Raw genomic sequence first — 204 nt, forward strand, 5'->3', positions numbered from 1 at the left:
AATTGCAAGTATGACGTTAAGCAAAACAAGCTTCGACTGTTCTAACCTTGGTGATAACACTGTAACCTTAACGGTAACTGATAACAACGGAAATACTAGCACTAAAACGGCTACTGTGACCATTGTTGACGACATCGCCCCTACTGTTCTTGCGAAAGACATTACAGTAGCACTTGATGCTAATGGAAACGCAAACATCACTAC

Annotated in this window: 1 pseudogene; it reads left to right on the forward strand. The window is 41.2% G+C overall.

Going from position 1 to position 204, the window contains the following annotated elements:
• Positions 1 to 10: 10 nt before the first annotated feature.
• Positions 11 to 204: pseudogene (locus tag AWW67_RS10050) on the forward strand (HYR domain-containing protein); the annotation flags it as partial.

The sequence above is a fragment of the Roseivirga seohaensis genome (assembly GCF_001592945.1).
Classification (GTDB): Bacteria; Bacteroidota; Bacteroidia; order Cytophagales; family Cyclobacteriaceae; genus Roseivirga; species Roseivirga seohaensis.